The organism is Streptomyces sp. NPDC058469 (assembly GCF_042721125.1).
Taxonomy (GTDB): domain Bacteria; phylum Actinomycetota; class Actinomycetes; order Streptomycetales; family Streptomycetaceae; genus Streptomyces.
The window spans coordinates 24,389-49,118 of record NZ_JBHXME010000073.1; the positions used below are offsets into that span (position 1 = coordinate 24,389).

General features: G+C 70.4%; 24 protein-coding genes. 12 read left to right on the forward strand and 12 right to left on the reverse strand.

Features of this window, described 5'->3' with window-relative positions:
• Window positions 1–2: 2 nt before the first annotated feature.
• From ACFWP5_RS27835 to ACFWP5_RS27850, 4 genes are all read right to left on the reverse strand, one after another.
• Window positions 3–689: a response regulator gene (locus ACFWP5_RS27835; RefSeq protein WP_384162116.1), complete on the reverse strand. Its 687-nt coding sequence runs from the start codon at window positions 687–689 to the stop codon at window positions 3–5.
• On the reverse strand, window positions 686–1,906 hold the full coding sequence (locus ACFWP5_RS27840; RefSeq protein ID WP_384162119.1) for a sensor histidine kinase: 1,221 nt from the start codon (window positions 1,904–1,906) through the stop codon (window positions 686–688). The genes ACFWP5_RS27835 and ACFWP5_RS27840 overlap by 4 nt, the downstream gene beginning before the upstream one ends.
• Before the next feature lie 510 nt (window positions 1,907–2,416).
• Window positions 2,417–2,695: a hypothetical protein gene (locus ACFWP5_RS27845; RefSeq protein ID WP_384162122.1), complete on the reverse strand. Its 279-nt coding sequence runs from the start codon at window positions 2,693–2,695 to the stop codon at window positions 2,417–2,419.
• Between the two features lie 22 nt (window positions 2,696–2,717).
• Window positions 2,718–3,512, reverse strand: coding sequence for a PspA/IM30 family protein (locus tag ACFWP5_RS27850; RefSeq protein WP_266767872.1), 795 nt, complete (start codon window positions 3,510–3,512; stop codon window positions 2,718–2,720).
• A 178-nt stretch (window positions 3,513–3,690) separates the two neighbouring features.
• Between ACFWP5_RS27850 and ACFWP5_RS27855 the strand changes: the two genes are divergently transcribed.
• The 3 genes from ACFWP5_RS27855 (at window position 3,691) to ACFWP5_RS27865 (ending at window position 6,360) form a co-directional block, all read left to right on the forward strand.
• Window positions 3,691–4,386, forward strand: a complete 696-nt coding sequence (locus ACFWP5_RS27855; protein WP_384162125.1) for a DUF3043 domain-containing protein — start codon at window positions 3,691–3,693, stop codon at window positions 4,384–4,386.
• 83 nt (window positions 4,387–4,469) lie between these two features.
• Entirely contained in the window at window positions 4,470–5,171 is a 702-nt protein-coding gene (locus ACFWP5_RS27860; RefSeq protein WP_384162128.1) for a class I SAM-dependent methyltransferase, read from the forward strand.
• Between the two features lie 73 nt (window positions 5,172–5,244).
• Window positions 5,245–6,360 carry a S1C family serine protease gene (locus ACFWP5_RS27865; protein ID WP_384162131.1) on the forward strand — a complete coding sequence of 372 codons (1,116 nt, stop codon included), beginning with the start codon at window positions 5,245–5,247 and terminating at the stop codon, window positions 6,358–6,360.
• Between the two features lie 57 nt (window positions 6,361–6,417).
• Here ACFWP5_RS27865 and ACFWP5_RS27870 read toward each other — a convergent pair whose 3' ends face one another.
• Window positions 6,418–6,639: a hypothetical protein gene (locus tag ACFWP5_RS27870; RefSeq protein ID WP_384162134.1), complete on the reverse strand. Its 222-nt coding sequence runs from the start codon at window positions 6,637–6,639 to the stop codon at window positions 6,418–6,420.
• Between the two features lie 113 nt (window positions 6,640–6,752).
• Here ACFWP5_RS27870 and ACFWP5_RS27875 point away from each other — a divergent pair, with 113 nt between their 5' ends.
• Window positions 6,753–7,955: a bifunctional adenosylcobinamide kinase/adenosylcobinamide-phosphate guanylyltransferase gene (locus tag ACFWP5_RS27875; RefSeq protein ID WP_384162137.1), complete on the forward strand. Its 1,203-nt coding sequence runs from the start codon at window positions 6,753–6,755 to the stop codon at window positions 7,953–7,955.
• Here ACFWP5_RS27875 and ACFWP5_RS27880 read toward each other — a convergent pair.
• On the reverse strand, window positions 7,952–8,485 hold the full coding sequence (locus ACFWP5_RS27880) for a methyltransferase domain-containing protein (RefSeq protein WP_384162140.1): 534 nt from the start codon (window positions 8,483–8,485) through the stop codon (window positions 7,952–7,954). The two genes, ACFWP5_RS27875 and ACFWP5_RS27880, sit on opposite strands and share 4 nt — an antisense overlap.
• 138 nt (window positions 8,486–8,623) lie before the next feature.
• Between ACFWP5_RS27880 and cobT the strand changes: the two genes are divergently transcribed.
• The 3 genes from cobT to ACFWP5_RS27895 all read left to right on the forward strand — a co-directional run bounded on the left by cobT (window position 8,624) and on the right by ACFWP5_RS27895 (window position 12,529).
• Window positions 8,624–9,910 (forward strand): nicotinate-nucleotide--dimethylbenzimidazole phosphoribosyltransferase, encoded by a 1,287-nt coding sequence (gene cobT, locus ACFWP5_RS27885; RefSeq protein WP_384162143.1) that lies wholly within the window; start codon window positions 8,624–8,626, stop codon window positions 9,908–9,910.
• A gap of 172 nt (window positions 9,911–10,082) precedes the next feature.
• A complete protein-coding gene (locus ACFWP5_RS27890) occupies window positions 10,083–11,849 on the forward strand; it encodes a phosphatidylglycerol lysyltransferase domain-containing protein (protein WP_384162146.1) in 1,767 nt (588 codons plus the stop codon).
• Complete coding sequence (locus ACFWP5_RS27895) at window positions 11,846–12,529, forward strand: hypothetical protein (protein ID WP_384162149.1); 684 nt, start codon at window positions 11,846–11,848, stop codon at window positions 12,527–12,529. The genes ACFWP5_RS27890 and ACFWP5_RS27895 overlap by 4 nt, the downstream gene beginning before the upstream one ends.
• Before the next feature lie 21 nt (window positions 12,530–12,550).
• Here ACFWP5_RS27895 and ACFWP5_RS27900 read toward each other — a convergent pair whose 3' ends face one another.
• A complete protein-coding gene (locus ACFWP5_RS27900; protein ID WP_384162152.1) occupies window positions 12,551–13,318 on the reverse strand; it encodes a hypothetical protein in 768 nt (255 codons plus the stop codon).
• Window positions 13,319–13,378: 60 nt separating this feature from the next.
• On the opposite strand from ACFWP5_RS27900, the gene ACFWP5_RS27905 reads away from it, so the two are divergent.
• Complete coding sequence (locus ACFWP5_RS27905; protein WP_384162154.1) at window positions 13,379–14,155, forward strand: adenosylcobinamide-GDP ribazoletransferase; 777 nt, start codon at window positions 13,379–13,381, stop codon at window positions 14,153–14,155.
• Between the two features lie 67 nt (window positions 14,156–14,222).
• Here the strand turns inward: ACFWP5_RS27905 and ACFWP5_RS27910 are convergent, their stop codons facing one another.
• From ACFWP5_RS27910 to ACFWP5_RS27930, 5 genes are all read right to left on the reverse strand, one after another.
• Window positions 14,223–15,032, reverse strand: a complete 810-nt coding sequence (locus tag ACFWP5_RS27910; protein ID WP_384162157.1) for an endo alpha-1,4 polygalactosaminidase — start codon at window positions 15,030–15,032, stop codon at window positions 14,223–14,225.
• Window positions 15,029–15,679 carry a spherulation-specific family 4 protein gene (locus ACFWP5_RS27915; RefSeq protein ID WP_384162160.1) on the reverse strand — a complete coding sequence of 217 codons (651 nt, stop codon included), beginning with the start codon at window positions 15,677–15,679 and terminating at the stop codon, window positions 15,029–15,031. The genes ACFWP5_RS27910 and ACFWP5_RS27915 overlap by 4 nt, the downstream gene beginning before the upstream one ends.
• Window positions 15,676–17,199 (reverse strand): hypothetical protein, encoded by a 1,524-nt coding sequence (locus ACFWP5_RS27920; protein ID WP_384162162.1) that lies wholly within the window; start codon window positions 17,197–17,199, stop codon window positions 15,676–15,678. Before ACFWP5_RS27920 ends, ACFWP5_RS27915 begins: the two co-directional genes overlap by 4 nt.
• Window positions 17,196–18,719, reverse strand: coding sequence for a GT4 family glycosyltransferase PelF (pelF, locus tag ACFWP5_RS27925; protein WP_384162165.1), 1,524 nt, complete (start codon window positions 18,717–18,719; stop codon window positions 17,196–17,198). Before pelF ends, ACFWP5_RS27920 begins: the two co-directional genes overlap by 4 nt.
• A 107-nt stretch (window positions 18,720–18,826) precedes the next feature.
• Complete coding sequence (locus ACFWP5_RS27930) at window positions 18,827–20,854, reverse strand: hypothetical protein (RefSeq protein ID WP_384162168.1); 2,028 nt, start codon at window positions 20,852–20,854, stop codon at window positions 18,827–18,829.
• Window positions 20,855–20,913: 59 nt separating this feature from the next.
• On the opposite strand from ACFWP5_RS27930, the gene ACFWP5_RS27935 reads away from it, so the two are divergent.
• The 4 genes from ACFWP5_RS27935 to ACFWP5_RS27950 form a co-directional block, all read left to right on the forward strand.
• Window positions 20,914–21,051: a hypothetical protein gene (locus ACFWP5_RS27935; protein ID WP_384162171.1), complete on the forward strand. Its 138-nt coding sequence runs from the start codon at window positions 20,914–20,916 to the stop codon at window positions 21,049–21,051.
• Window positions 21,052–21,206: 155 nt separating this feature from the next.
• Window positions 21,207–22,730, forward strand: a complete 1,524-nt coding sequence (locus ACFWP5_RS27940) for a leucyl aminopeptidase (RefSeq protein ID WP_384162174.1) — start codon at window positions 21,207–21,209, stop codon at window positions 22,728–22,730.
• 289 nt (window positions 22,731–23,019) lie between these two features.
• The gene (gene lpdA / locus ACFWP5_RS27945; RefSeq protein ID WP_384162176.1) at window positions 23,020–24,408 is read left to right on the forward strand and encodes a dihydrolipoyl dehydrogenase; all 1,389 of its coding nucleotides are present in this window, start codon (window positions 23,020–23,022) and stop codon (window positions 24,406–24,408) included.
• A gap of 57 nt (window positions 24,409–24,465) precedes the next feature.
• A partial coding sequence (locus ACFWP5_RS27950; RefSeq protein ID WP_384162179.1) for a biotin/lipoyl-containing protein occupies window positions 24,466–24,730 on the forward strand: 265 nt, incomplete at its 3' end.

Sequence of the window (24,730 nt, forward strand, 5' to 3'; positions counted from 1 at the left end):
ACCTAGTCCACCCGCGGCCGGACCAGCCCCGACTCGTAGGCGATGACGACGAGTTGGGCCCGGTCGCGGGCGCCCAGTTTGGACATGGCGCGGTTGACGTGGGTCTTCACCGTCAGGGGGCTGACCTCCAGGCGTTCGGCGATCTCGTCGTTCGAGAGGCCACCGGCCACCTGGACGAGAACCTCGCGTTCGCGGACGGTGAGGGCTTCGAGGCGTTCGGCGCGGGCGGGGTCGCGGTCGTCGTCCAGGTCGCCGCCCTGGGCGAGGAAGCGGGCGATCAGGCCCTTGGTGGCCACCGGGGAGAGCAGGGCGTCTCCGGCCGCGGCGACCCTGATCGCGCTGAGGAGTTCCTCGGGTTCCGAGCCCTTGCCGAGGAAGCCGGACGCGCCCGCGCGCAGGGACTGCACCACGTAGTCGTCGACCTCGAAGGTCGTCAGTATGACCACGCGGACGTGGGCCAGGGACGGGTCGGCGCTGATCATGCGGGTCGCGGCGAGGCCGTCCGTGCCGGGCATCCGGATGTCCATCAGCACGACGTCGGCCCGCTCCTCCTTCGCCAGCCGTACGGCCTGCGCGCCGTCCGAGGCCTCTCCTACGACCTCCATGTCGGGCTCCGAGTCGACGAGTACGCGGAAGGCGCTGCGCAGCAGGGCCTGGTCGTCGGCGAGCAGGACACGGATCGTCGTCATACGGGGTCCCCCGAGGCGCGTGGGCGGGTCTTGACCGGCAGGATCGCATGGACGCGGAAGCCGCCTCCGTACCGGGGACCGGTGGTGAGGGTGCCGCGCAGGGCGGTGACGCGCTCGCGCATCCCGAGCAGGCCGTGGCCGCCGCCGGAGTCGGGGTCCTGGTCCTCGCCGGAGCCGTTGTCGAGGACGGTGACCTCCACGTTCGGTCCCACGCGGACGACACTCACCTCCGCCTTCGCCTCCGTACCGGCGTGTTTCTGCACGTTGGTGAGGGCTTCCTGGATGACTCGGTAGGCGGCCAGGTCGACGGCGGCGGGGAGGGCGGTGCCGTTGTCGGCGCGGGCCACCTCCACGTGCAGGCCCGCGCTGCGGAAGGTGCCGGCGAGTTCTTCGAGGCGGTCCAGCCCGGGGGCCGGTTCGGTGGGGGCCTCGGGGTCGCCGGACTGACGCAACAGGCCGACGGTGGCCCGGAGTTCGTTGAGCGCGGAGCGGCTGGCCTCGCGTACGTGCGCGAGGGCTTCCTTGGCCTGGTCGGGGCGCTTGTCCATGACGTGCGCGGCGACTCCGGCCTGGACGTTGACCAGGGCGATGTGGTGCGCGACCACGTCGTGCAGGTCACGGGCGATGCGCAGCCGTTCCTCGGCGACCCGACGGCGGGCCTCCTCCTCGCGGGTGCGCTCGGCCCGTTCGGCGCGCTCGCGGATGGCGTGCACGAATTCCTTACGGCTGCGCACGGCGTCGCCGGCGGCGGCCGCCATACCGGTCCAGGCGAAGATGCCGAGGTTCTCCTGGGCGTACCACGGGAGGGGACCGCCCAGCATCGCGGCGCCGGTCAGCACGGTCATCGTGAGCAGGGCGACGCGCCAGGTCGTCGAGCGGTCGGTGGTGACGGCGACGGTGAACAGGGCGACCACGGCGGACATCGCGACCGGGGCGCGGGGGTCGCTGGTGACGCTCTCGATGAGGGAGGCGGTGGCGGTGACGGCCAGCACCAGCATGGGGGCGCGGCGGCGGCGGACCAGTGCGGCGGCGCCGACCGCCATGAGGACCAGACTGAGGGGGGCGGGGGTGCGGATGCCCCAACTCACACCGTTGTCCCCGTGGGGGTCCACGAACGATCCGGCGACCATGCAGACGAGCACCGCGGCGGCGAGGACCGCGTCCAGGGCGGAGGGGTGCGCCTTCGCTTGGCAGCGGGCCCGGTCGAGGGTGGTCATTCTTGCAACGGTACGGGGTCCCTGCCGGGGGCGGAACGGGGGTCAGCTGTACGTTCCTTGTGCCTGTGCGGGGTGTTGGAGTGGGCGTTGCCGGGGGCTGCGCCCCCAGACCCCCGCTTCGGCCTGGACGGCCTCGTCCTCAAACGCCGGACGCTGGATTTGCGGGCCTGTGCTGAAAAGGCGCCGCCATTCCAAGCTCCGCCCCCAGCGGGTGGGTGGGGGCTCGGAACGGCTCCACCTCGTCCTCAGACACCGGACGGGGTGGATTTGCCCGCCTGCACTGAAAAGGCGCCGCCACCCCAAGCACCGCCCCAGCAGGTGAGTGGGGGCTCGGAACGGCTCCACCTCGTCCTCAAACGCCGGACGGGGTGGATTTGCCCGCCTGCACTGAAAAGGCGCCGCCACCCCAAGCACCGCCCCAGCAGGTGAGTGGGGGCTCGGAACGGCTCCGCCTCGTTCTCAGACGCCGGGCGGGCTGGGAATTGGCCCCCGTCTAGAAGGAGCCGTCTTCTACCCCGGGATCAAGCCGTCGTCGCTCAGCAGCTCCCGGACCTCCTCCAGGGTCGCGTCCGGCGACGGGAGGATCAGCTCTGATGGTTCCAGGGAGTCGTCCGGCAGCGGCTCGCCCAGTTCGCGGACCTTTGACAGGAGAGCCTGGAGGGTCTCGCGGAAGGCGGGGCCGTCTCCATTGCGTACTTCCGTCAGGAGTACGTCGTCCAACTTGTTCAGCTCGGTGAGGTGGCTGTCGGCCAGCCTCACCTGCCCCTCCCCCATGATCCGTACGATCATGTCGCCCTCCTCAGGCGTGGGCCTACTGCTTGTCGAAGCGCGGGGTGTCCTGCGGCTGCTGGGGCTGCGCCTTGTCGGTGCCGCCTTCGATCGCCTGCTGTGAAGCAGACGAACCGCCGGCCAGCTCCGCCTTCATGCGCTGGAGTTCCAGCTCTACATCCGTACCACCGGACAGGCGTTCCAGCTCGGCCTGGATGTCGTCCTTGGCCATGCCGGTCGGGTCGTCCAGGGCACCGGAGGCGAGGAGCTCGTCGATCGCGCCGGCGCGGGCCTGGAGCTGCTGGGTCTTGTCCTCGGCCCGCTGGATCGCGAGGCCCACGTCGCCCATCTCCTCGGAGATGCCGCTGAACGCCTCGCCGATCCGGGTCTGTGCCTGGGCCGCCGTGTACGTGGCCTTGATGGTCTCCTTCTTCGTACGGAAGGCGTCCACCTTGGCCTGGAGGCGCTGGGCCGCGAGGGTGAGCTTCTCCTCCTCGCCCTGGAGCGTCGTGTGCTGCGTCTCCAGGTCGGTCACCTGCTGCTGGAGCGCGGCGCGGCGCGAGAGCGCCTCGCGGGCCAGGTCCTCGCGGCCGAGGGCGAGCGCCTTGCGGCCCTGGTCCTCCAGCTTCGAGGACTGCGACTGCAGCTGGTTGAGCTGGAGCTCCAGACGCTTGCGGGACGTGGCGACGTCGGCCACACCCCGGCGCACCTTCTGAAGCAGCTCCAGCTGCTTCTGATACGAGTAATCGAGGGTTTCGCGCGGGTCCTCGGCCCGGTCAAGGGCCTTGTTCGCCTTCGCGCGGAAGATCATCCCCATACGCTTCATGACACCGCTCATGGGCTTCGCGCGCCCCCTTCTGACGGACTCCAGCTCCAGCGACTGCAACAGAACCCACAGTACGGGCCCTGCATCCATTACCGCACTGTTCGGGGACGGATGCGGTCATCCCCAAGGACGACTGACCGCGGTCCTGCTCCGGCGTAAGGAGTAGGTGCTCCCCTGGCAGGACCCGTCGATGACGTCCTCTGTCCCCCTACAGACGACTGGTGTTGCCGGATCGTTCCCCACCGGGCTGGGGTCCAACCCCTTTCACCCCTTACCCTTGGGTTTTGTGTTCCGAAGCCGTTCCAAGGAAGAGAAGGCCGCGACCGCCGACAAGGCCTCGCTGACCGACTCCACGCAGCCCCGAGACCCTCAGGCCCCGAAGGGTCGGCCCACGCCCAAGCGCAGTGAGTCCCAGACTCAGCGCCGCAGCGTCGCCAACACTTCGATGACGCGCAAGGACGCCTCCAAGCGCCAGCGCGACGAGCGGCGTGCGCAGATGGAGAGGCAGCGCACCGCGCTGGCCACCGGTGACCAGAAGTATCTGCCCGCTCGCGACAAGGGCGCGGTCCGCAAGTTCGCGCGCGACTACATCGACTCGCGCATCAACATCGCCGAGTTCTTCCTGCCGCTGGCCGTGGTGATCCTCGTGCTCAGCGTGGTGCGGATCCCCGCGCTGCAGAACATCGCGCTGCTGCTGTGGCTCGTGGTGATCGTGCTGATCGTGGTCGACTCCTTCTGGAGCGCGTTCCGGCTGCGCAAGCTGCTCGCCGAGCGCTTCCCGGGCCAGAGCACGAAGGGCACGGTCTGGTACGCCCTCATGCGCTCCCTCCAGATGCGTCGACTCCGGCTGCCGAAGCCGCAGGTCAAGCGCGGAGAGCGGCCCTGAGCGCGGACTCCTTCTCCGGGGGCGCGGCGGATGCCTGGCTGAGCAGGCTGGGCGGGCTGCGGAATGTCGTACGACAGGAGCTGGTGGCCCGGCAGCTCGACGAGCAGATAGCCGGCCGGTATCCGGTCGGCCAGCGGCTGCGGGTGCTCGACGTCGGGATGGGCCAGGGCACGCAGGCGCTGCGGCTGGCCCGGGCGGGGCACCAGGTGACCGGGCTCGAACAGGAACCGAAGATGGTCGCTGCGGCCCGCGAGGCGTTGTCCGGCGAGCCCGAGGGCATCCGGGAGCGGGTGCGGATCATCGAGGGCGACGGCCGGGACACGGGCGTCCACTTCCTGCCGGGCAGCTTCGACGTCGTGCTCTGTCACGGCGTGCTCATGTACGTGTCCGAGCCCGATCCGCTGCTCGCGGGGCTTGCCCGGATGCTGGCGCCGGGCGGTCTCCTGTCTCTTCTCGTACGGAACGCCGACGCGTTGGCCATGCGGCCCGGGTTGTCCTGGGACTGGGCGTCGGCGTCGGCCGCGTTCGACTCGGCCGCGTACCGCAACCGGCTCGGCGTCGACGCGCGGGCGGACCGGCTGGACACCCTGACGGCGACGCTGGCGGGGATCGGGGCGCCGTTGCAGTCCTGGTACGGCGTGCGGGTCTTCACCGACACGGCTCCGGAAGGGGCCGAGATCCCGACGGACGTCGAGCCGCTGCTGGCCGCCGAGGAGCGGGCCGGGCGGACCGATCCGTACCGGGCGGTGGCCGCGCTGCTGCATCTGTGCGGCGTGCGGGGCTGAGCGCGCCCCGCCGAGGGGCCCGTTCGGGTCAGCAGTACAAGCCGGATATTCACCCCAAAGAGACACTCGCGGTATGGACTTCTCCCGTACCCGCGCTCGTCCCCGTGCCCTGCGGCCGGTCGCTCTGCTCGCCGGTCTCGCCTGTTCGCTCGCGCTGGTCGCCGGATGTTCCGACTCCGGGTCCGCGTCGTCCGCGTCGTCGTCGGCCTCCTCGAAGAAGGACGGCTCGACCACGCAGGCCGCCGAGGCCGCCGTACCGATGTCGAGTGACGATCTGCAGAACGACTACCTGAAGGTGATCAAGGAGGTCCTGCCGTCGGTCGTGCAGATCCAGGCCAGCAGCGATCTGGGGTCGGGGGTCGTGTACGACGACCAGGGGCACATCGTCACCAACGCGCACGTCGTCGGGAACGAGAAGACGTTCAAGGTGACCACCGCGAACAGCGAGGACGTGCTCACCGCCAAGCTCGTGTACTCGTATCCCGAGCAGGACCTGGCCGTCGTCAAGCTGGACAAGATGCCGGCCGGGCTGAAGGCGGCGACCTTCGCGGACTCCTCCAAGGTCGAGGTGGGGCAGATCGTCCTCGCCATGGGCTCGCCACTGGGACTGTCGTCCAGCGTGACGCAGGGCATCGTGTCGGCGACCGGACGGACCGTCAGCGAGGGCAGCACCGGGGGCGGTACGGGCGCGACCATCGCCAACATGGTGCAGACCTCGGCCGCGATCAACCCCGGCAACAGCGGGGGTGCACTGGTGAATTTGAACGGGCAGGTCATCGGTATCCCGACCCTCGCCGCCACCGATCCGGACCTCGGGGGCAGTGCGGCGCCCGGTATCGGGTTCGCGATCCCGTCCTCGATGGTGAAGACGGTCGCCGACCAGATCGTGAAGGACGGCAAGGTCACCGACTCGGGCCGGGCCGCGCTCGGCATCACCGGCCGTACGGTCGTCGACGGCAGTTACCGTGCGGCCGGGGTCGCCGTGGTCGCCGTGAAGAACGACGGCGCTGCCGACAAGGCCGGCATCCGGGCCGGCGACATCATCACGAAGCTCGGCGACACGGGCATCACCACGATCACCTCGCTGTCGGAGGCGCTGGCGTCCGACAAACCGGGGCAGAAGACGACGGTGACGTACTCGCGGAACGGGGCGTCGAAGAAGGCCGACGTGACGCTGGGCGAGCAGTAGCCCGGCCCGGGAACAAGGTGGGGGCGGCCGGTGCTTCTCCGGCCGCCCCCGCTTGGCCTACGACGGGCTGGCGTCCTCGGCGTGCAGGCTCATCGGCCCGTAGATCTGCGTGCCGTCCTCGAAGAGGAACACCTGGTCCGCGCCGCCCGCGACGAGTTCCTTCCACACCTCGCCCAGCCAGGACTCCGCGTCGCCCTGTGTGGTGAACTCCTCCGGCGTGACCGCGGGTTCGACCTCGGTCCCGTCGGACTTCTCGAACCGCCAGATCCATGCCGCCATGTACGCCTCCCAGTCTGAGCGCATGCAGAGCAGAAGCCGGATCTTGGTCCGGCTTCTGCCGAGAAGCCTAGTCCGATGCGCAAGACCTGGTCAGACGCGCGAAAATCAACTTCGTGGAACTCACTCTGCTCGGCACCGGCGCCCCCGCGGGACTCCCGCGTCTCGACTGTCCCTGTGCGGCCTGTGCCCTTTCGCTCGGGGTGGATGCCCGGGCGGCCACGGCGGTGCTCGTGGACGGGACGCTGTTGCTCGATCTGACGCCCGGGGCGGCCTTCGCCGCGGCGCGGGCGGGGCATTCGCTCGGGGGTGTGCGGCAGGTGCTGTTGTCGCATCCGCACGACGGGCCCCCGGTGGAGGTGCCGGCGGGGCTGCCGCAGCCGGGGCGGGTGCCGGACGGGCGGGAGCTGGCGCTGTTGACGGGGCACCGGGTGCGGGCGGTGGCGATGGACACGCCCGGTACCGGGTACGCCGTCACCGGGCCCGACGGGCAGCGGGTGCTGTATCTGCCGCCGGGGGGCGCGCCGGCCGGGCTTGAGGAAGGGGCCGTCGCGTCGTACGACATGGTGCTCGCCGATGTGGTGGGGCGGCCGCACGCTCTGGCCAAGCTGCGGGCGGTGGGGGCGATGGGGCCCGCCACCGACGTCATCGCCGTACATCTCGATCACGATGTGCCGCCGGGGGCCGAGTCGGCGCGGCGGCTGGCGGCCGTGGGGGCGCGGGCCGTGCCGGACGGGACGACGTTGACCGTGGGGGTGTACGAGGACGTGCCCGATGTGCCGCGGCGGACGCTGGTGCTGGGCGGGGCGCGGTCCGGGAAGTCCGTCGAGGCGGAGCGGCGGCTGGAGGCCTTTCCCGATGTGCTGTATGTCGCCACGGGCGGCTCGCGCAACGGGGACACCGAGTGGTCCGCCCGGGTCTCCGCGCACCGGGAGCGGCGGCCGGGGTCGTGGCGTACGGCGGAGACCTGCGATCTGGTGCCGTTGCTGGACCAGGACGGGCCGCCGTTGCTCATCGACTGTCTGTCGCTGTGGCTGACGGACGCCATGGACTCCGTGGGGGCGTGGGACGACACGGAGTGGGGGGACGGCGGGGAGAAGCAACTCCGGGTGCGCGTACGGGAGTTGACGGCCGCCGTGCGCTCGACCCGGCGGACCCTGGTCGCCGTGTCCAACGAGGTGGGCTCGGGGATCGTGCCGGCGACCGCGTCCGGGCGCCGGTACCGGGACGAGCTCGGGCGGTTGAACGCCGCGATCGCCGGTGAGTGCGAGCACGTGTTGCTGGTGGTGGCGGGGCAGGCGCTCGCGCTGCGCGGCTAGGGCTGCCGTTTTCTGCGGGCGATCAGGCGTTGTGGGGGCGGGAAGCGGTCCGGGACCCGGCGGGCTTCCGTGACGAACTCGCAGTCGTGGGGCTCCAGTTGGGTGCGCAGGTCGTCCGGGCGGCCTTCCAGGAGGAGGAGACCGCCGGGGCGCAGGACGGTGAGGGCGGCGCGGAGTTCGGCGTCGGGGTCGGGGGCCGGTGAGCGGTCGCGCAGGAGGGTCACGACGTCGTAGCGGGCCTGGAGGGCGGTCGTGATGTGCGGGTCCGTGAGGTGGCCGGCATAGGCCTCCTCGATGCGTTCGGCCGCGCGGGCCCGGACGACTCGGGGGGTGGGGTCGAGGCCGTCGAAGGACGTGTACGGGAAGAGGTCCTTCGCCGTCTCCGGGAAGTGGGCGTCGCCCGTGCCGACGTCGAGCCAGCTCTCCGGTTCCGGGAGGAGCCGCAGGATCGCGCGGGCCAGCGCGCGGTGGCGGCGGCGCGCGTCGAGGGTGCTGACGCGCGTGCTGACGCGGGTGCGCAGGCTGTTCATGGGCGGCTCCCGGAGACGTACGACAATACGGTGCAAAACGATACGTACGGGATCTCGATCTTGGGGGCAAGGACGTCGGGGGCGCGTGGTGGCCATGTGGCGCTGTCGCGTTCGATCGCTGCCGGTACTGTTCGGCGAATGAGCTCGCTTAATCTCGACGACTTCACCGATCTGATCGAGCGCCCCGACGGCGGTGTGCGCCGTGACGCCGAGGCGCGCCGCGAACGTCAGATCGTGCCGCCCGGGTCGCTGGGCCGGCTCGACGACCTGGGTGAGTGGCTGGCGGCGGCACAGGGCGTCGTACCGGTGCGGCCGGTCGAACGGCCGCGTGTGGTGTTGTTCGCGGGCGACCACGGGATCGCCGAACTCGGTGTGTCGGCCCGACCGGCGGGCAGCGCCGGGGAGTTGGTGCGGTCGGTGCTGGAGGGCGGCAGCCCGGCGGCGGTGCTCGCCCGGCGGCTCGGGGTGCCGGTGCGGATCGTGGACATGGCCCTGGACTGCGAGCCCGGCTCACTGCCGGACGAGGTCGTGAAGCACCGCGTACGGCGGGGCAGCGGGCGCATCGACATCGAGGACGCGCTGACGCTGGAGGAGGCGGAGGCCGCGTTCAACGCCGGCGTCGCCGTCGCCGACGAGGAGGCCGACTCCGGTACGGATCTGGTGGTCCTCGGCGATGTGAGCGTCGGCGGCACCACACCGGCCTCCGTGCTGATCGCCGCACTGTGCGGGACCGACGCGTCGGTGGTCACCGGGCGGGGCGGGCTCGCGATCGACGACCTGGCGTGGATGCGCAAGTGCGCGGCGATCCGGGACGCGCTGCGGCGGGCCCGGCCCGTGCTCGGGGACCAATTGCAGCTACTGGCGACGGTGGGCGGCGCCGACCTCGCCGCGATGACCGGGTTCCTGCTGCAGAGTGCCGTACGGAAGCTGCCGGTCATCCTGGACGGGGTGGTGGCCGCCGCGTGCGCGCTGGTGGGTCAGCGGGTCGCGTTCCGGGCGCCGGACTGGTGGCTCGCCGGGCAGAACAGCGGGGAGCCGGGGCAGGCGAAGGCGCTGGACCGGATGGCCCTGGAGCCGCTGCTCGACCACGGCGTGACCGTCGGGGAGGGCGCGGGCGCGCTGCTCGCGCTGCCGCTGGTGCAGGCCGCGGCGGCGCTCGCGGCCGAACTCCCGCTGAAGCCGGAGGAGTTGGCGGAGGCGGAGGGAGTGTCGGCGGAGGCGGAAGAGTCGGCGGAGCCTTCCGTAGCGCCTGAAGCGGCGGCCGAGCCGGAGCGGGCCGCAGGGTTGGAGAAGGCCGCGGAGCCAGAGAAGGCGGCGGGGTCGGAACAGGCCGCTGAACCGGACCAGGCCGCGGAGCCGGAAGCAGCCGTGAGTCCGGAGAAGGCCGACGCCCCGGCCGCGGCCGAGAAGCCGACCGACGCGTAGCAGCCGACCGAGAACCCGACCGGGACCGAGAAGCCGGTCGACATACGGGCGCCGGCCGGGGTCGACAAGTCGGTCGGCCAGGGGTGAGGAGCCCGAGGAGTGACCTGGGCGTGATCGTTGCGACGGCGGATAAGAACCGTTCGCCGCAACAACGCCCATATGATCCTCCTTCATGGGAGATGTCCGGGTCGGGCCCGTTCAGGATCGTCATAGCTCAGGCGCCTCGCGGCGGGCCGCGGCCTTCGCCGTCTGGTATCTGCGGGCCGTCGCGTTCATCAACTTCCTCAGCGCGGCGTGGGTTTCGCTGGGGCAGGACGTACGACGGCACAACCAGGAGAACTTCTTCACGCCCTATCTGCTGACGGCCGGTTTCGCGTCCGGGGTGTTCACGGCGTTCCTCGCCATCACCATGCGGCGCCGCAAACGGGCCGCGTGGATTCTGAACCTGGTGGTCAGCGGGCTGTTCCTGGCGCTGTTCGGGTTCGCCATGTCGTTCCAGGAGATCCGCCGGTACCCGCAGAACTGGATCTCCCTGGTGCTGACGGCCGCCTTCGTCGCCGCGCTGCTGGTCGGGCGGCGGGAGTTCTACGCCAAGGGCGACCGGTCCAACCCCCGGCTGGCCGCCGTCGTCGCCGTCGGCGGAACGCCGGCCGCCTCACTGCTGGCCGCGCTGCTGGTGACGGTCACCAACCAGGCGCACGACGCGTCCCGTTCGACGTTCCTGGAGCGCTGGCGCTACGGCGCGTTCCGGCTGGTGTCCATCGCCGCGCCGGAGAATCGCTTCCCCGGCATCTGGACCCCGAACTGGGCCAACGTCGCCATCAACGTGCTCAGTACGGTCCTGGTCCTCGCCGTGTTCTACGCCGCGTTCCGCTCGCGGCGTGCCGTCGACCCGCTCACCGAGGACGACGAGAAGAAGCTGCGGGCGCTCCTTGAACGGCAGGGCGAGCGGGACTCGCTCGGGTACTTCGCGCTGCGCCGGGAGAAGAGCGTGGTGTGGTCGCCGACCGGAAAGGCGGCCGTCGCGTACCGGGTGGTGGGCGGGGTGTCGCTCGCCTCCGGTGACCCCATCGGCGACCCGGAGGCGTGGCCCGGCGCGATCGAGCCGTGGCTGGCGGAGGCGCGGGCTCACGGATGGATTCCGGCTGTCATGGGCGCGAGCGAGGAGGCGGGCACCGTCTACGCGCGGCACGGGCTCGACGCCCTCGAACTCGGGGACGAAGCCCTCGTCGAGGTAGCCGAGTTCACCCTCGAAGGACGGGCCATGCGGACCGTACGGCAGGCCTTCAACCGGGTGAAGCGGGCCGGGTACACCGTGCGGATCCGGCGGCACGAGGACATCCCGGCCAAGGAGATGGCGTACCTGCTGAAGCGTGCGGACGACTGGCGGGACGGGGCCACCGAGCGCGGCTTCAGCATGGCGCTCGGGCGGCTCGGGGACCCCGACGACGGGCAGTGCGTGATGCTCGAATGCACCGACGGGGAGGGCGAGTTGAGGGCGGTGCTGTCCTTCGTGCCGTGGGGCCCGCACGGGCTGTCCCTCGACCTGATGCGCCGGGACCGCGACTCCGACAACGGGCTGATGGAGTTCATGGTGATCGAACTCCTGCGCCGCGCCCAGGAGATCGGCATCACCCAGGTCTCGCTCAACTTCGCCATGTTCCGCTCGGTCTTCGAACGGGGGGCGCGGATCGGCGCCGGGCCGGTGCTGCGGCTGTGGAGGTCACTCCTCAGCTTCTTCTCGCGCTGGTGGCAGATCGAGTCGCTGTACCGCGCCAACGCCAAGTACCGGCCCATCTGGGAACCCCGGTTCCTGCTCTTCGAGAAGAGCGCGGACCTGCTGCGCATCGGCCTCGCGGCGGCGCGCGCGGAAGGGTTCCTGGAAGCGCCGGGACTGCCGAAGTGGCTGCACCGCAAGCACCTGGAGACGCACAGGTGAACCGCCTCGCCCGCTGGGCCCGCGCCGAATGGGGACTGCTCTACGTCACCGTGCGCGAGCCGCTGCTGAAGCGGCGTTGGCGGGCGGTCCCGATGACGCTCGGGGCGGTGGCCCTGACGGCGGTGCTGCACTTCGTGCAGAACCAGTCGTGGGGCTACCGGTTCGTGCAGGACACGGGCGCGGTGCGGGCCGTGGACCCGCTGTGGCCGGCTCTCCTCCGCACCCCGCTGTCCCTCTTCGTCCCGGCGCTGGACCTCCCCGTGTGGGGCGCCCTGGCCCAGATCCTCTTCGTGTTCGGCATCGCGGAGATCTGCCTCGGCCGCTGGCGCACCCTGGTCATCGCCTACGCCGCGACCCTCGCCGGCACGCTCTACGCCCGCCTCGGCATCTGGCTCGGCTTCGACAACCTGTTCGGACTGCCCAGCTCGGACCGGCTGGTCGTGGACACCGGTCCCTCGGCGGCGGTGGTCGGCCTCGCGGTGTTCGTCGCGTGGCGCTACGGCGCGTACGTGACCGCCCTCGCGGTGACCGCGGCGATAGCGATCGAGGTGATGCTGAAGGGCAACCTCGCGGGCAAGGAGCATCTGGCGGCGATCATCGCGGTGGGGTTGCTGTGCCTGGTTTCGGCACTGCGGCACCGCAGGCTGGGGGTCAGGCAGGCGGGGCGAGGGGTCAGGTGAGTGGGGCGGGGCGGGGTGTCCTCACGGGCGCCCGGGAATCCGTACCGGTTCCGGATCCGGTTTCCCGCCGAGCCAGTCCTGGACGACGCGGCGCGGGCCCGCCCAGCGGCGGTCGTGGTGGTAGGCGCGGAGGGTGGAGCGGGCTCGGGCCCGGTGGCGGCGCTTGCGGTAGAAGCGCTTGGCCCAGGGGGAACCCGGGCGGGCGAGGCGGATCGCGCCGACGACGGCGACCAGCGGGACCAGGACGCCGAAGACCGCCGTGCGGGCCTTGCCCTTGCTCAGCGCGATGAGGGAGAACAGGAAGTTCACCGCGACGCTGACGATCACGCTCGCGCGGTCGTGGAGTTCGGAGTCGGTGAGGTCGTTGACGCCGAACGGTGAGAAGCCGGCGAGGACGAAGCCGACCAGGGCCGCGGTGAGCACCACCGCCTCCACGCTCTTGCGGCCCGCCTCGGTCCAGTACACGTCGTCGAGGTAGAGGATCAGCGCGAACTCGTCCAGCACCAGGCCCGCACCCATGCCGAAGACGATCGCGAACAGGGCCGATCCGACGCCGTAGCGCGTGCTGGCCACCGCGCCGAAGCCGCCGATCACCGTGAGGACCACGCCCGGGACGACGTGGTGGATGTGCACCTCGCCCGCCTTGATGTTGCCGAAGGGGCCCTTGCCCGCGCGGATCAGCCGGGTGATGACCCGGGTGATGAGGAACGTCAGGACGAAGGCGGTGAGCGCGAGGAGCAGCGGCAGTTTGCCCGGCTCGACGATGTTGCGGTGCAGCCAATGTCCCATATGGGCACTTTAGCCAGGGCTGCGGGGACCGCCCTCTCGACCGCCGGGTAACCTGCGCCGGTGTCCAAGACCTCGCCCCTCGACGGCCTCCGCTTCGCGTTCGGCACCCTGACCGTCCTTCCGGTCACGGTGACCCGCTGGGACCGGGAGGCCGCGCGCGCCGGAATGCTGGTGGCCCCGGGCGTCGGGGTGGTCGTCGGCGGCTGTGCTGCCGGGCTTGGGCTGCTGCTCCTGTTTCTGGGTGCGGGGCCGTTGCTCGCCGCCGTTGCCAGCGTTGCCGTGCCTGCCGTTCTCACCCGGGGGCTGCATCTGGATGGGCTTGCGGACACCGCCGATGGGCTTGGTAGCGGGAAGCCTGCGGAGGACGCGCTGCGGATCATGAAGCAGTCGGACATCGGGCCGTTCGGGGTGCTCGCTCTCGTTTTCGTGCTGCTGGCTCAGGTGGCCGCGCTCTCTCAGCTCTACGACGACTCGTGGGCTCGGGGTGCGGTCGCGGCGGTCGTCTCGGGGATCGCTGCCCGGCTGGCGCTGACGCTGGCCGCGCGGGCGGGGGTGCCTGCGGCTCGGCCGGAGGGGTTGGGGGCGGCGGTTGCGGGGGTTGTGCCGGTTCGCTGGGCGCTGGGCCTGGGGGTGGCGGTCGTGGTCGTGGGTTGGGCGTGCGGGGTGGCTCTGGGGATCTATGCGATCGGCCCCGCGTTTGTTGTGGCCCTGGTTGTCGCTGAGTTTCTTCTGCGGCACTGTCGGCGGCGGTTTGGTGGGGTTACGGGGGACGTGTTCGGGGGGCTTGCGGAGAGTGCGGCTACGGCTGCGTTCGTGGTGCTTTCACTTGGTGGGTAAGTGCCGGATCGTCGTGGCTGGTCGCGCAGTTCCCCGCGCCCCTAAGTGGGCTGCTCTCAGGCTTGTTTTAACAGGACCGGCGCCATGCCCCCAGTTCGTACTTCTTCTCCAGTGAACTCAGCTTCAAGCGGCGGGAGTCAGCGCAGAAGCGGCTGGTCGGGAGTTCGTACTCGACGTGGAAGACCGCCTTGCCGGCCTTGATGAACGGGGTCAGGGTGTCGCATTCGCCGTACTGGGCGCACTGTTCGTTGACCGCGAAGTCGAAGTCCCTTACCAGGGCGGGGATTTGGTCGAGGTCGTTCTTCAGGCCGACGGCCATGCCCCGGGCGTGGGCCAGCTTGGCGATGAGGCGGTTGTAGCGGAGTTGGTCGGCGGGCTTGAGGGGGAAGCCGGTGTCGTTCTGGTAGCCGTCCATGTTGTCGGGCTCCACCGCGTCGAAGCCCTTGTCGCGGCACATGTCGAGGCGGGCCGCCATCAACGGCTCCAGCACGTCCGTACGGCGGATGTCGAGCCAACGTTCGCCCTTCCAGCCGTTGCCCTTGCCCAGTACCGACTTGGGGAACTTCTTGGCGTCCGGGCGGAAGTCCTCCCAGGCACCGGTCGAGATGTAGCAGATGACCTTGCGGCCCTTGTCGTGCAGCGCGGTCACCGTCGCCTTGGAGTGGTCGAAGCCGTCGATGTCGTAGACCGGGACGTCGACGGAGATGTCCAGGCGTCCGCTGAGCTGCCACTGCCAGGCGACGCCGGGGCGGGGTTGCCAGCGGGTGCCGGTCGGTGTGGCGTCCGGTGTGGGGGACGGCTTGTCGTCGGGGGTGGAGGTGCAGCCCGCGAGCAGCAGGAGCAGAAGCAGGGCCGGCAGCGGGGTGGGGCGTCTCACGGAAAAGGCTCCAGGGTGTGGGGCAAGGTACCCCAAGGATGATCACCCATGCCCGGTACCGCGCAGTGCACCGAGGCCCCCCGGGCGCGGGCCTCCGCCTCGAAGTCGACCTCGGGCGGGACTCCGTAGACGAGGTGGCCGAAGTGGATTCCCGTTGTGCCGCGCCAGGACTGGGGCGGTAGTCGGCGGTACGTCGTCCAGTTGCCCTCGAAGGTCACGAGGACGTCCGCTATGCGGGCGTACGACGGGTGGGGGGTCGTGCCGTGGTTCAGCACGAGCGTGCCGCAGCCGGTGCCCCAGGCCGCGGTGGCGATGCGTTGGTAGTGCCTGAACTCGGCCTGGCCGGCTGCCACTTGGTCCAGGAAGGCTCCGTCCGCGCCGTACCAGTCGTGGTAGTGGGTCAGGTCCTCGACCACGTCCGTGTATGGGCGTCGGCCGTAGTCCGTGTCCGTGTAGCCGATCAACCTGACGTCCGCCGCGCGGAGTTGGGCCGCCACCTCGGCGAAGGCGGGGTCGGGGGCTTCGCCGGGGCCGCTGGCCGGGTTGAGGACCACGCCGTAGAGGCGGGGGGCCGCCGCCACGATCGCGGCCCACTCTGCGGGGCGGACGGTGGGGTGTTCGTAGTACGGGACCAGCAGTCGGCTCATCGGTGTGCCGTTACCCTGCCCAACAGGCCGCAGACCAGGGCCGCTTGGACCAGCGCCGCGGTGCCGTTCACGAACAGGGCGATCCAGTGCGGGCCTGCCGCGTGGGTGAGGAGGGCCAGGGTCTGGGCCACTGCCGCCGCGCAGCAAATCGCCGCTGCGCCTATGACCGCGCCGAAGGACTGCAGGAGCAGGCCTGTCCACAGGACCATGCCCAGGAGGAGCAGGGCGGTGAGGCTCACGGCGTTGATGCCGGGGGTGTGGGGCCAGAGGGTGGTGGCGAGGAGGGTGAGCGCCGTCAGGGCGGCGAGGTAAGTGGTCAGGCACAGGGTGAGGGTTTGGCCTGTTGTGCGCCAGAAGGCCTTGGGAGTGCGGCTGTTGCGTAGGCCTGTGAGGCTGCCGCTGCGGAAGCGGTAGAGCAGCCACTCTGCTGGGCCCATGCTCAGGGTTAGGGCTACTGCGGCTGGGGCTGCGGCTGCGCTGTGGGTTTGGCCGGCGAGGATGTCTCCTAGGGCTGCGTAGAGGACTAGGGCGCCGCTGCTGAAGCCGAACAGGGCGAACGGTAGGGATGCTGTGAGTCGGGGGGACATTGTTGTTTTTTGGCTGCGGGTGCGTTGTGGCTGAGCGCGCTCACGCGGCGGTAGCCGCAAATCAAATACAGCCCCGCGCGCCTTAACGGCAAGTCCGCCGGGCAGCACTTCGAGCAACGCCAGTGTTACTACCGCCAATAGGGAACCCAGCAATAGGGCCAGGCGTGCCGCATCCGGGATCTCGTGGGCCATGGCTACCACCGCGCCCGCCGTCATCGGCAACAGCGTTGCCAGCAACGCCCGTTCGCGGCCCATGACCAGCAGGACCGTAGCCGCGCCCAGGTAGCAGGACTGGCCTGCGGCGAAGGCTACGGCCGCCGGGTGGGCGGTGCCCGCTGCTGCCAGGGCGACCGCGGCGCCCAGGAGGGCGCCCAGGGGTGCCCCGATCAGGAGGCTGTGGCGGGCTGCCGGTTTGTCGCCCAACCCGAGCCAGGAGTAGGCCCGGTGGGCCAGGCCCTGGTTCCAGGTCCAGCCGACCAGGGCGCCGGCCAGCAGGGGGAGGGTGCCCGACGGGAGGCCGAAGGACTCGGGGCGGCCCGCCAGCAGGGGTGCCCCCAGGACGTAGCCGAAGCCCGGGAGGGCGAAGACGACTCCGCGCAACAGGCAGCCGAGCAGGCCTACTTGCCAGGGGTCGTGGACGGGGCCGTCGGGTTCGGGGAAGCGGCGGTCGACGCGTTCGTACAACTCCTCGGCCAAGGCGAAGGAGTTCTTGACGCCGTACCGCTCGCGTATCTGGTCGTCCGACATGCCGTCGGACTCCAGGAGTGCGGCGATCTCGTCGGGGTGCACGGCCGCGGCGACGAACTCGTCGAGGCGCTCGGCGAGTTCGTCGATCGGGTCGGGCTCGGCCCAGCTCGGCGAGGGGCGTTGCTTGGGAACGCCGGGGAGGGTGTCCGAACTCGCGCCCGGTGGCAGCCAGATGGAACCGGTCACCAGTCGGTCCCGTCCGTGGCGACCGCCTTGTACCACGGATCGCGCAGCTCGGCGGTCCAGTCGGCGACGGTCTCGACCGTGGGCTCGTACACCTCGGGGCGGCCCGCGAGCTCCTGGTAAATAGTCCGGAAATTGTCCACCGAGCGACGCAACGTGAAGCGCTCGATAACCCTCTGCCGGGACAACTCGCCCAATTCCAGGCGCCGTTCGTCGTCCCGGAGGAGTGTGAGAGCGGCGGCGGCCATCTTCTCCGGCTCGCGCGGCGGCACCACGAGACCGGTGTCGCCGACGGCCTCGCTCACTCCCCCGACATCGGTCGAGACGGTCGTACGGCCGCAGGACATGGCCTCGATGATGGAGAACGGGAAGCCCTCGGAGATCGACGACAGCATGACGACGTGACCGGCCGCGTACGCGCGCCACACCTCGCTGATGCGGCCCTCGAAGGTGACCCCGTCGGTGACGCCCAACTCGGCGGCGAGCTTCTCCAGTTTGGTGCGGTAGGCCTCGCCGCCGGCCGGGACGGGGCCGAACAGGCGCAGCCTGGTCTCGGGCATCTCGGCGCGCACGGCCGCATACGCGCGTAGAAGTGTTTCAAGGTCTTTGATGGGGTCGACGCGGCCGCACCAGGAGAGCGTGGGGATCTCCGGTTCGGGGCCCGCGTGCGGGAAGGCGGCCGGGTCGACGCCGTTGTAGACCGTGCGGATCTTGTCGGCGTCGGCACCGCCGCGCTCCTCCCAGCGGCGGTTGTACTGGTTGCACGGGGTGATCAGGTCGGCGGCCTTGTAGCCGTGGGAGTTCAGTTCGCGGTAGAAGCCGAGCATGAACGCCTTCACGGGCCAGCGCTGGCCGTCGCGGCGGTAGCCGAGGTAGCGCTCGCGCAGGTAGATGCCGTGCTCGGTGAGGAGGAAGGGCACTCCGTCGAGCTTCTTGGCGGCGAGTGCGGGCAGGGTCGCCAGGCCGCTGCTGACGGCGTGCGCGACGCAGTCCTCGGGGATGCGGACGCCGAGCGGGCGAAGTGCGTGTTCCAGCAGGTCCGTCGCGGTGAGCGCGTCGTGAACTGTGGGGCGGGCGGCGGCTGTTGCCAGATGCGGCATCGTCCAGATCCACATCAGCGAGCGCAGCGCCGTCTCGGTGCGCAGGGCCGCCGACAGGCGTCCGTCGCGGGCGAGTCGGGCCAGGTCGTAGAGGCTCTCGCCGAAGTCGCAGTGGGCCTCGGGGTCGAGGAAGGAGAGCAGGAACCGCTCGTAGGAGTCGACGAAGCGGCGGCGGGCGGCGCCGTACAGTCCGCGTTTGCGGCCGGGGCGCGGGCCCCAGGTCGGCACGGACGTGTGCCGGTAGACGTTGGGCGGCAGCTCCCAGGTCACGGGTTCGCGACCGCTGCCGGTGAGGGACAGGACGTGGAAGTCGACCTCGGGCATGCCCTTGACGAGCTGGTCGCACCAGGTGCTGACCCCGCCGTGGACGTGCGGATAGGTGCCTTCGGTCAGCATGGTGACATGACGGCCGGTGCGCATCATGCGGAGTTCCCCCCTGCGGAACTTGTTGACGGCTCTGGCGCGCACCCCGGCCGGTCTGTGGTGGCCGGGGTGCGCGTGATGGCTGGCTGCGCTGCGCTGTCGTGGGGTCAGGCGGGCAGGTTCAGCGTGAGAGCGGTCTGCGCAAGCTCCGGCGTGGTCCAGGCCGAGCGCTCTCCCGCGTACGGCGTCCCGAACGCGGTGGTGCCGAGCAGGAGTTGCTTGGTGGTCCCTTCGGGTGCGGTCAACGGGATCTGGATCCCTGTGGGGGCGTTGACGGTGACGGTGGTGCCTACGCGGTACGCCTCGACGGAGCCGTTCGTGACGGCGGTCTGCCAGGCGGCGCGGCTGCGCAGTTCGGTGCCGATCGCGCTCTCCCGCAGGTTCTCCAGCGGGGTGTTGTCGGCGAACAGCGCCTGGTATCCGGCGAGCACCTTGTCCAGGACCGGGTAGAGGACGCGGTCCTCGGCCAGGTTGGACTGGTGCGCGTAGTGCGGGAGCGGGTCGTTGCTGATGGCGTGACCGAGGTCGGTGGCCACCTCCTGCGGGACGATGTAGTCGTCGTAGCCGGTGGCGGTGTCCAACGGTGCTGACAGGCAGGTGGAGTTGGGGTTGTTCTCGCAGACACCGCTGCCGCCGTCGGCCGTGGAGGTGTAGATCCAGTTGTACTCGTCGGCCATCTCGGCCTTGGTGCCCGCGTTGTAGTACACGTTCATCGGATAGCGCGGCACGGTGAGCGCGTCGCCGACGGCCCGCTGGTCGCTCTCGCGGGAGTGGTCGGAGCCCGTCCACGTGATGCCGTTGTCGGCGAGGGCGCCGGCCAGGTTCGGGTTGTCGTCGGGCTGCTGCGGCAGCGTCTTCAGACCCGAGTGCTCACCGGTGACCAGCTCGTCCCGCTCGACCGGAAGTCCGTTCGCCAGCGCCCAGTTGTAGTCGTTGGCGATCTCCGCGGAGATGTCGGCCCGGCTCATGTACTGGGTCGTGCCGTCCGCGTTCTTCGCGCAGGTCCAGGGCACGGTCGTCACGTCCTGGACGCAGCCGAGGAATTCGTGCGTGTACGTGTGGTTGATCCAGCGGAAGTCGGCCTTGTCGGCGAGGAGTTGGTCGGTGAGGGCGTCCGTGCCGCCGTTCTCGCTCTTCCAGTCCTCGCCCAGGCCCGCGTTGAAGGCCAGGTCGAAGGTGAACCCGTGGTCCTGCTCCCACTGGGCCGCGTACACCGCGTCGGCCGCGGTCATCCGGATCGGCGTGGCCGTCGAGACCTCGCCCGCCGCGCAGTCGTAGTCGCCCGGCGTGCAGTTGAGCGTGGTGTCCCAGCGGTCGTCGGGCGCGAAGACGTCGTCGACATGCACGGAGAAATAATTGCGCGCCTGGCCCAGGTGCACGCCCTGAGTCAGCCATTCGACGATGCCGCGCGCCAACACCCGGAACTGCTGCTGGTATTGGTTGTAGGCGAAGGTCAGCACCAGTTCGCGGCGCCCGTCGTGCGCGTACTCGCCGACCAGGCTGCCGCGCCCGGTACCGCCGGGTACGGCGGTGTCGACGTAGCTCGTGAAACCGGTCCTGGGCGTGGCCACGAAGCCGTAACTCTCCTGCACGGACGAGGAGTTGTCCTCGAATGTGAGCGGCCCGTCAAGATAGCCGAAAGAGCCCGCCTTGCCGTCGGCCGTGACATCTGCCTCATGCCCGTCGAGTGCCCCGGTGTAGGCGGCGTAGTCCAGACCGACCTCCGGGTGCGCCCACGTGTAGGCGTCGACCTGAGGGATGCCGTACGTCGTCTCGTAGGCGTCCAGTGCGGTCTGTTCCGCCGAACTGGTCCCGAACGGCGCCTCGTTCGGCAGGACGACGCCCTGGTACTTGGCGCGGGGTGTGCCGTCGACCGTGTCGCTGAGGAAGGCCGCGTCGACCGTGGGGCGGCCCGAGTCGTTCAGGTTCACAGTCGTGTACGGAATGCCCTCGCTCTTCAGCTGGGCGGCGATGGCCTCGACGGGGCTGTCGCCGTTGTCCACCACCAGTACCTTGAGATCGATGCGAGGCTCGTCGGCGGCCGACGCGCCGGGCGCCTCCAGGCCCAGCACCAGCAGTCCTGCGGCCGCCAGTACAGCGGCCCCGGATCTCCATCCGCGCGTTCTGTGCGCCATGTCGTCCCTCCCGCAAGCGATCCTCCCTGTGGTCGTCCCGCGGAGGATCCGTGGAAATCATGCAAATCGATGAGCATGTCGCCCACATGAACCTCACGAGTGTGGCGCAGGGCATCCAGGGTGAGGATCGAGAAGTGGCCACGCCGCCGCCGACGGGTGCCGGCCCCGCCGCCCTTTCCGTGGCCCCGCGGGAATGAGCCATCACGCACACGCGCGTACGCTCGTCCTGGGCACTCACCGGCCCCCTATGTCCACCGCCGCCGCAGGTCGGAAATAGGGTCGGCTGTCGGGCCCGGTCGACCCACACCGCTCGACCACAGCAACTCCACATCGGAAGCGAGAATTCACCACTGTGACTGCTCTCACTCTCAGCACCGCCGCGGCGCCCGGCCTGCGGGCCGACGCGATCGTGATCGGTGTCGGCAAGGGCGGCAAGGGCCCGGTCGTCGCACCGGGCGCCGACGCCGTGGACAAGGCGTACGACGGCAGGCTCGCCGGCGTCCTGGAGACCCTGGGCGCCTCCGGTGCCGAGGGCGAGATCACGAAGCTGCCCGCACCGGCCGGCTTCAAGGCACCGCTCGTGCTCGCGGTGGGACTCGGCACGGAGCCCGAGGACGGCGAGGCGTACGACGCCGAGGCGCTGCGCCGGGCCGCCGGCGTCGCCGCCCGCGCACTCACCGGCGCCAAGAAGGCCGCCTTCGCGCTCCCCCTCACCGACGCCGCCGACGCCGGCGCGATCGCCGAGGGCGCGCTGCTCGGCGCGTACTCCTTCGACGCGTACAAGGGCAACGGCAAGGACGCGAAGGGCAACGGCAAGGCCCCCCTCGCCGAGGTCGCCCTGCTCGGCGGCAAGCCGCGCGACAAGGAGTACAAGGCGGCCGTGGAGCGTGCGCTCGCGGTCACCGAGGAGCTCAACCGCGCCCGCGACCTGATCAACACCCCGCCGAACGACCTCGACCCCGAGGCCTTCGCCGCCGTCGCGCAGACCGCGGCGAAGGAGCACGGCATCAAGGTGCAGGTGCTCGACGAGAAGGCACTGGAGAAGGGCGGCTACGGCGGCATCCTCGGCGTCGGCGCCGGTTCCGCGGCCGGTCCGCGCCTGGTGAAGCTGTCGTACACGCACGCCGACGCCACCAAGCACCTCGCGTTCGTCGGCAAGGGCATCACGTACGACTCGGGCGGCATCTCGCTCAAGCCGGCCGGGCACAACGAGACGATGAAGTGCGACATGAGCGGTGCGGCCGCCGTGTTCGCCGCCGTCGTCGTCGCCGCCCGCCTGGGCCTTGAGGTCAATGTGACCGGCTGGCTGGCGCTCGCCGAGAACATGCCGTCCGGGTCCGCGACCCGTCCCGGTGACGTGCTGCGCATGTTCAGCGGCAAGACCGTCGAGGTCCTCAACACGGACGCCGAGGGCCGCCTCGTCCTCGCGGACGCGCTGTGGGCGGCGTCGGCGGAGAAGCCGGACGCGATCGTGGACGTGGCGACACTGACCGGGGCGATGGTTCTGGCGCTCGGGAGCCGGACGTTCGGTGTGATGGCGAACGACGACGCGTTCCGCTCCGCGATTGTCGAGGCGGCGGAGGAGGTCGGTGAGCCGTCGTGGCCGATGCCGTTGCCGGAGCACCTGCGCAAGGGCATGGACTCCCCCACCGCCGACATCGCGAACATGGGTGAGCGGATGGGTGGCGGGCTGGTTGCCGGGCTGTTCCTGCGCGAGTTCGTCGGTGAGGGGATCACTTGGGCCCACCTCGACATCGCGGGGCCTGCGTTCAACGAGTCCGGGGCGTTCGGTTACACGCCCAAGGGTGGGACGGGGTCTGCGGTGCGGACGCTTGTGCGGCTTGCGGAGTTGACCGCGGCCGGGGATCTGGGCTGACGTTCTTCGCCTCATAGCTCGATGCCTCAGGTGCGTGGGCGACTGCGGGACGGCCTGTGGCCGGTCGCGCAGTTCCCCGCGCCCCTGGGTGGGTCACCTCGGTCCCTGCTCTCAAGTGAGCGTGTGGTGACTCACACCCCGGCCCGGCGTCTCGTTGGCTGCTGACAAGTGCGAAGATGGGCTCGGCAGGACAGGGCCCCCACCACAGGGCCGAAGAAAGAGCGGCCGGACACCAGCCGCCGACCGGTCGTCGCCGACCGGCGTGGCGCACATGCATGGAGGACGTGACGTGGCGAACGACGCCAGCACCGTTTTCGACCTAGTGATCCTCGGCGGTGGTAGTGGCGGTTACGCCGCGGCGCTGCGCGGGGCCCAGCTGGGTCTGGACGTCGCCCTGATCGAGAAGGACAAGGTCGGCGGCACCTGCCTGCACCGAGGTTGCATCCCCACCAAGGCACTGCTCCACGCGGGCGAGATCGCCGACCAGGCCCGCGAGAGCGAGCAGTTCGGTGTCAAGGCCACCTTCGAGGGCATCGACGTACCGGCCGTCCACAAGTACAAGGACGGCGTCGTCTCGGGCCTGTACAAGGGTCTGCAGGGTCTGATCGCATCCCGCAAGGTGCACTACATCGAGGGTGAGGGCAGGCTCTCCTCCCCCACCTCCGTCGACGTCAACGGCCAGCGCATCCAGGGCCGCCACGTCCTGCTGGCGACCGGCTCCGTGCCGAAGTCGCTGCCGGGCCTGGAGATCGACGGCAACCGCATCATCTCCTCGGACCACGCCCTCGTCCTGGACCGTGTCCCGCAGTCCGCGATCATCCTCGGCGGCGGTGTCATCGGCGTGGAGTTCGCCTCCGCGTGGAAGTCCTTCGGCGCCGACGTGACGATCATCGAGGGCCTCAAGCACCTCGCCCCGCTTGAGGACGAGAACTCCTCCAAGCTTCTTGAGCGCGCGTTCCGCAAGCGCGGCATCAAGTTCAACCTGGGCACCTTCTTCTCGAAGGCCGAGTACACCGAGAACGGCGTCAAGGTCACCCTCGCCGACGGCAAGGAGTTCGAGGCCGAGCTCCTGCTCGTCGCGGTGGGCCGCGGCCCGGTCTCCGCCGGTCTCGGCTACGAGGAGCAGGGCGTCGCGATCGACCGCGGCTACGTCACGGTCGACGAGTACATGCGGACGAACGTCCCGACCATCTCCGCCGTCGGTGACCTGGTCCCGACGCTCCAGCTCGCGCACGTCGGCTTCGCCGAGGGCATCCTGGTGGCGGAGCGTCTGGCCGGTCTGAAGACCGTTCCGATCGACTACGACGGTGTCCCCCGGGTGACGTACTGCCACCCCGAGGTCGCCTCCGTGGGCATCACCGAGGCCAAGGCCAAGGAGATCTACGGCGCGGACAAGGTCGTCGCTCTGAAGTACAACCTCGCGGGCAACGGCAAGAGCAAGATCCTCAACACCTCGGGCGAGATCAAGCTCGTCCAGGTGAAGGACGGTGCCGTGGTCGGCGTCCACATGGTCGGCGACCGCATGGGCGAGCAGGTCGGCGAAGCCCAGCTGATCTACAACTGGGAGGCGCTGCCCGCCGAGGTCGCCCAGCTGATCCACGCCCACCCGACGCAGAGCGAGGCGCTCGGCGAGGCCCACCTGGCACTGGCAGGCAAGCCTCTCCACTCCCACGACTGACCCCCTCGGTCGGACGACGACACAGACTTCCGCAATTCGTAAGGAGCAACCGAAACCATGGCGGTTTCCGTAACCCTTCCGGCGCTCGGTGAAAGCGTCACCGAGGGCACTGTCACCCGCTGGCTGAAGGCCGAGGGCGAGCGAGTAGAGGCCGACGAGCCGCTGCTCGAAGTGTCGACCGACAAGGTCGACACCGAGATCCCCTCGCCCGTCGCCGGTGTGCTGGCCTCCATCAAGGTGGCCGAGGACGAGACCGTCGAGGTCGGCGCCGAGCTGGCCGTGATCGACGACGGTACGGGCGCCCCCGCGGCCGCCCCCGCCC